The sequence below is a fragment of the Cellulomonas sp. GbtcB1 genome (genome assembly GCF_019091725.1).
In the GTDB taxonomy this organism is placed as follows: domain Bacteria; phylum Actinomycetota; class Actinomycetes; order Actinomycetales; family Cellulomonadaceae; genus Cellulomonas.
On record NZ_JAGXJG010000100.1, the window covers coordinates 1 to 5,394 of the forward strand.

General features: G+C 78.7%; 5 protein-coding genes. 2 read left to right on the plus strand and 3 right to left on the minus strand.

Annotation, left to right across the window (positions count from 1 at the left end; all coding sequences use genetic code 11):
* Both KVT14_RS19675 and KVT14_RS19680 read left to right on the plus strand, forming a co-directional pair.
* On the plus strand, positions 1-188 hold a 188-nt coding region (locus KVT14_RS19675; protein WP_217617210.1), incomplete at its 5' end, for a hypothetical protein.
* A complete protein-coding gene (locus tag KVT14_RS19680) occupies positions 185-1,396 on the plus strand; it encodes a glycosyltransferase (RefSeq protein WP_217617211.1) in 1,212 nt (403 codons plus the stop codon). The genes KVT14_RS19675 and KVT14_RS19680, both read left to right, overlap by 4 nt.
* On the opposite strand, the gene KVT14_RS19685 is transcribed toward KVT14_RS19680, so the two are convergent.
* From KVT14_RS19685 to KVT14_RS23560, 3 genes are read right to left on the minus strand one after another with little or no spacing between them, the layout of a single operon-like run.
* Positions 1,353-2,612 carry a glycosyltransferase gene (locus tag KVT14_RS19685; RefSeq protein ID WP_217617212.1) on the minus strand — a complete coding sequence of 420 codons (1,260 nt, stop codon included), beginning with the start codon at positions 2,610-2,612 and terminating at the stop codon, positions 1,353-1,355. The genes KVT14_RS19680 and KVT14_RS19685 overlap by 44 nt on opposite strands.
* Positions 2,609-3,706 carry a glycosyltransferase family 4 protein gene (locus tag KVT14_RS19690; RefSeq protein WP_217617213.1) on the minus strand — a complete coding sequence of 366 codons (1,098 nt, stop codon included), beginning with the start codon at positions 3,704-3,706 and terminating at the stop codon, positions 2,609-2,611. The genes KVT14_RS19685 and KVT14_RS19690 overlap by 4 nt, the downstream gene beginning before the upstream one ends.
* A complete protein-coding gene (locus KVT14_RS23560) occupies positions 3,703-5,241 on the minus strand; it encodes an O-antigen ligase (RefSeq protein WP_217617214.1) in 1,539 nt (512 codons plus the stop codon). Before KVT14_RS23560 ends, KVT14_RS19690 begins: the two co-directional genes overlap by 4 nt.
* Positions 5,242-5,394 lie beyond the last annotated feature (153 nt).

Genomic DNA, 5,394 nt, shown 5'->3' on the forward strand with positions numbered 1-5,394 from the left:
GCCCCCGCGGCGACGGCCAGCACCGCGCCGCCGACGTCGTCGCCGAGGACGCACAGCAGTCCGCGGACGACCGCGCCGCCGACCGGCCCGCGCGCGCCGAGGCCGACGCCGCCGCTGACGCGGACACCGACGCCGACGCCGACCGCCCCGCCGAGGACCGCGCGCCGGTCGCCGCCGAGTCGAAGTGACCGCGGCCCCCGCACCGGACGCCGCCCCGCGCCCGGTGCGGGTGGTCGTCCTCGACCACACCGCCCAGCTCGGCGGCGCGGAGCTGGCGCTGCTGCGCACGGTCCGCGCCCTCGACCCGGCCGCGGTCGAGGTCACCGTCGTGCTGTTCGCCGACGGGCCGCTGGCCGGGCGGCTGCGGGACGCCGGGGTCGCGGTCCGGGTCCTGCCCCTGGACCCCCGGATCGCGCAGACCGACCGCGCGGCCGCCGGCAGGTCCGCCCTGGGCGCGGCCCGCTCCGCGGCGGCGACGCTCCCGTTCGTGGCGCGGCTCGCCCGGCTGCTCCGGGACCTGCAGCCCGACGTCGTGCACACGACGTCCCTCAAGGCCGACGTCCTGGGCCTGCCCGCCGCCCGGCTCGCCCGCCGCCCGCTCGTCTGGCACGTGCACGACCGGATCGCCGAGGACTACCTGCCGGCGCCGGTCGCCCGGGTGCTGCGCGTGCTGGGCCGCCGCGGGCCCCGGCACGTCGTCGTGAACTCGCACGCCACCGCGCGCACCCTGCTGCCGCTGCCGCGCGGCTGGACGCTCGCGTACCCCGGCCTCGCGCCGGAGCAGGTCGCCGCCGACCCGGCCGCGCGGCCCGCACCCGCCACCCCCGTGATCGGGCTGGTGGGACGGGTGAGCCCGACGAAGGGCCAGCGGGAGTTCGTGGCCGCCGCCGAGCTGCTCGCCGAGCGGTTCCCCGACGCCCGGTTCCGGGTCGTCGGTGCCGCGCTGTTCGAGGAGCAGGGGTACGAGGTCGAGCTGCGCGCGCAGGTCGCGGCGCTGGGTCTCACCGACAGGGTCGAGCTGACCGGCTGGGTCGCGGACCCCGTCGGGGAGATCGACCGCCTGTCGGTCCTGGTGCACGCCTCGCCGGTGCCCGAGCCGTTCGGCCAGGTCGTCGTCGAGGGCATGGCCCGCGGCGTGCCGGTGGTCGCGACCGCGGGCGGCGGCGTCGACGAGATCGCCGTGGCGGCCGACGGCACGCCGCGCTGCCTCGTGGTGCCGCCGCGGGACGTGCCGGCGCTGGCCGAGGCAGTCGCGCGGGTGCTGGACCGCCCGGAGGAGGCGGCGGCGCGCGCGGACCGCGCGTGGAAGGACGTGCAGGCGGACTACGCGGTCGCCCGCACGGCCGAGCTGCTCACCGCGGTGTGGCGGCGGGTCGCGAGGCCCGCACGCGGCTGAGCACCGCCTGCATCTCGCGCACCCGGTCCGACCAGCGCGGCACGTCCGCCGGCGCCGGCCCGATCCCGTCGGGGCCGCCCTCCGCGAGCACCCGCACGACGGCGTCGGCGAGGTTCTGCGGCGAGGCCGTGGTCACGCGGTCCGCGGGCTGGTCCCGGAACCCCGCGACCGGGGTCGCGACGACGGGCCGGCCCACGGCCAGGTACTCGTAGAGCTTGATCGGGTCCAGCGAGTCGGTGAACCCGTCGACCACGTGCGGCACCAGCAGGACGCCGGCGTGCTGCAGGTACCCGGGCACCAGCGCCGCCGGGCGCGGACCCAGCACCAGGGCGCCGGCGGCGTCCAGCCGGGTCAGGTCCAGCGGGTCGAGCAGCGCGGGCCCGACGAGGACGAGGCGCGCCCCGGTGGCCCGCAGGTGCGTGGCGACCCGCAGGCACGCCTCCACGTCCAGGCGGTCCGGGTGCATCGTGCCGACGTACACGGCGTACGGCCCGTCCGGCAGGTCCGCGGGGCGCGGCTGCGGCGTGCGGTAGGCGTCGACGTCGACGGCGTTGGTGAGCAGCGTGACCGGGCGGTCGGCGCCCTTGGCCCGCGCGAGGGCGGGGGAGCACACGACGACCTCGGCGCACCGCTCGACGAGCAGGTCCTCCGCCGCGCGGGTCCGCTCGAGCTCGGCGGGCTCGCGCACGGCCCGCAGCCAGTCGTCGGTCACGTCGTAGAGCGACCGCCAGCCGGTGGCGCGGAGCACCGCGGCGCCGTCGGGGTCGTTCACCCAGAGCACGGGGTCGGGCATGCCGAGCCGGCGCGCCACCCGGGCGACGGTGCGCGCGCGGCGGTCGTCGCCGGCCGGGTCGAGCCGGCGGGGCAGCCACTTGGTGGGCCGGTACGCCCAGGCGCGGCCCGCGGGAGCGCCGTCGTCCGGCCCCAGCGCGCGCAGCCGCCGGCCGAGCGTCGGGGACGCGCCGCGCCGCAGGTCGTGCAGGTGGTCGACGGGGGGCTCGACGAACAGCACCCGCAGGCCGGGGTCGGCCGCCAGCAGCCCGGCGACCAGGTGCTGGTTGCGGCGCCACACCTCGTCCCACGGCTCGAGGGACAGCACGACGAGGTCGCGGCGGTCGCCGCCGGCGGGAGTGCCACCGCCCGGGCGGGCGTCGGGAGCCTCGGCCGCGCCGGGGCCGGACGCCGGGCCTGCCGCGTCCCGGGTGTCGGCGCTCACGGGGTCACCCCGGTCACGCCGGGCGCCGCGGGCGTCGCCGCAGGTCCGAGCGGGGCGCCCAGCGCCGTCGCGTACACCGCCGCGATCCCGTCCGCGTGCGTCTCCGGCCCGAACCGGCGCTGCTGCAGCGCCCGCAGCTCCTCGCCGTAGGCGGCGCGGCGCTCGGGGTCGCGGGCGAGCCGGGCGAGCGCGGCGCCCGCGGCCTCGACGTCGTCCGGCGGCACCAGCACCGCCCCGTCGGCGGCCCCGACCGTCTCGGAGTGCCCGCCGCCGCGGCCCGCGACCACGGGGCTGCCGTGCGCCATCGCCTCGACGGCGGACAGGCCGTACGGCTCGTCGTCGCGCGGCGCGAAGAAGATCCCGGCGGTGGCGAGCAGCGCGGGCACGTCGGCGCGCATGCCGAGGAACCGCACGGACCCGCCGAGGCCCAGCGACGCCGCCAGCGCCTCCAGCTCGGGGCGCAGGGCGCCGTCGCCCGCCAGGTGCAGCTCCCAGCCCTCGGCGGCGAGCCCGGAGGCGGCCCACATCCGCAGGGCGACGTCGGTGCGCTTCTCGGCCTCGAGCCGCTGCGCCATCAGCACCACGGGGCGGCGCTCCGGCTCCGCGCCGGTGCGCGGGACCACCGGGACGCCGGGGTGCACGACGGTCGACGGGCCCTCGACGCGGTCGGCCACGAACGCGCTGATCGCGACCTGGGCGGCGATCCGCGGCGCGACGAACCGGCCGACGGCGCGGCCCACCGCGGACGACCCGCGGCGGTCGGCGAAGTGCCGGGTCGCGACCACCGGCGCGCGCGCCGCGGCGGTCGCGGCGAGCTCGGCGGCGGTCATGTGCGCGTGCACGAGCCGGGCGTCCAGCCGCCGGAGCGCGCGGGCGGCGCGCAGCGGGGTGGGCGCGGGGGACCAGCGGACGCCGGAGCCGGCGAGCTCGGCGGGCATCCGGTCGGCGGCCCCGCCGAGGACGTGCACCCGCAGGCCGCGGGCGTCCTGGGTGCGGGCGAGCGTTGTGACGTAGCGCTCCACGCCGGCGAAGGCGTCGGTGCACACGACGTGCACGACGTCGAGGCGCGCCGTGGGGGCGCCGGGCGCGGTCACGAGGGCTCCCGGTGCCCGACGGGCAGCGCGGGGCGGCGGCGGCGCGGCCGGCCGCCGACGACGGCCTCGCGCAGGTGCCGGGCGCGCCGGCCGGCGGGGCTGTCGGACGGGCCGGGCGTGCTCCGGGACGACGGAGGCGGCGGTCCGAGCACCGCGGGCTCGTCCTCGACCTCCCCGGACCGCTGCGCGTGCGCCTGGGCGCCGAGGCAGATGCCGGCGATGACGAACGGGATCGACACCTGGGCCGCGACCCAGAACAGGTCGAACTGGCCCTGCACGAACCGCATGAGCACCAGGACGAACGCGAGGGTGCCGTACCGGGAGTCGACCCGCCAGAGGACGACCAGGATCGCCAGGAACATCACGAGGAACCCGACGAGCCCGACGATGCCGCCGGACGACAGCATCTCGAACTCGGCGTTCGGCGGCTGGAAGTTCTCCTCGAACCGGTCGGTGTACCACCAGCGCAGGCCGGCGCCGAACCACGGGTACTGCTCCCAGATCAGCAGCGACTGCCGGAACCAGATCAGCCGCTGGTAGGCGGAGTTGTACTGGTTGCCGGACTCCAGCTGGTCCTGCACCAGCGTGCCGATGACGACCGCGGCGCCGGCGATGGCGAGCAGCACGACCTTCGACCGGTGCCGGTGCGGGTCGGGCCGCAGCGCGACCACGGCGATGGCGACGGCGAGGCCGATGAGCGCCTGCCGGGACTGCGCCACGAGGATGCCGGCGAGGAACAGCCCGAACAGGCCGAGGCAGATCAGGTCGTTCCACTGCAGCCACCGCGGCCGGGTGTAGACGATGATCGCCGCGAACGCCAGCACGCACCCGATGTAGTTCTTGTGCATGAGCAGCGGCTCGTTCAGGTACACCGGCCCGAAGTTCCCCGACGCCGCGTTCACGGCGAACTGGCCCAGGGCGGCGAGGGCGACGACGACGGAGCCGCCGACGTACAGGCCCAGCGCGAGCCGCGCGTGCCCGGCGGCGCCGATCGCCCAGCCGACGAGGAGCGCGCCGCCGACGAGCAGCCACTCGTGGAACCACTCGACGGCGTTCGCGACGTAGGGGTTGGCGATGACGGTGAACAGCACCGTGGCCTGGTAGAACGCCGACGCCCACAGCACGTTGCGCATGGGCCGGGTCAGCGGACGGCGGCAGAACAGCAGCGCCGGCCAGAACGCGGCGAACAGCACGAAGTCCGACACCGACAGCGCGCCGCCGACCCGGTTGACCAGGAGCAGGAGCGGCATGCCGAGCACGGGCAGCGCCATCGGCATCCGCAGCGTGAGGCCGACGACCAGCACCACCGCGGCGACGCCGAGGGCCAGCACCGGCTGCGCGGAGGTGGCCGCGCCGACGACGAGGGCGGTGGCGACGAGCGCGCCCCCGGCCAGCGCGCGGCGGCCGGCGGTGGTGCGGGGGAGCCGCTCGGCGAGCGCACCGCCGACCGCGACGCGGTGCGGGCGGACGCCGGGGGCGAGCTCGGGGGCGGGCGCCGCGGCGCGGGGCGCGGGGCGCGGGGTCGTGGTCGTCACGCGGCGGCCTCCCGGTCGGCGGTCTCGGGGGTCGTGCCGGCGTCTGCGGCGCGCGCGGTGCCCACGGGGGCGGGCGGGACCGGGGGCACGGGGGCCGGCCGCGGCGTGCGCGGGACGCCGCGCGCCGCCTCCGCCCGCCGCGGAAGTCGGTGC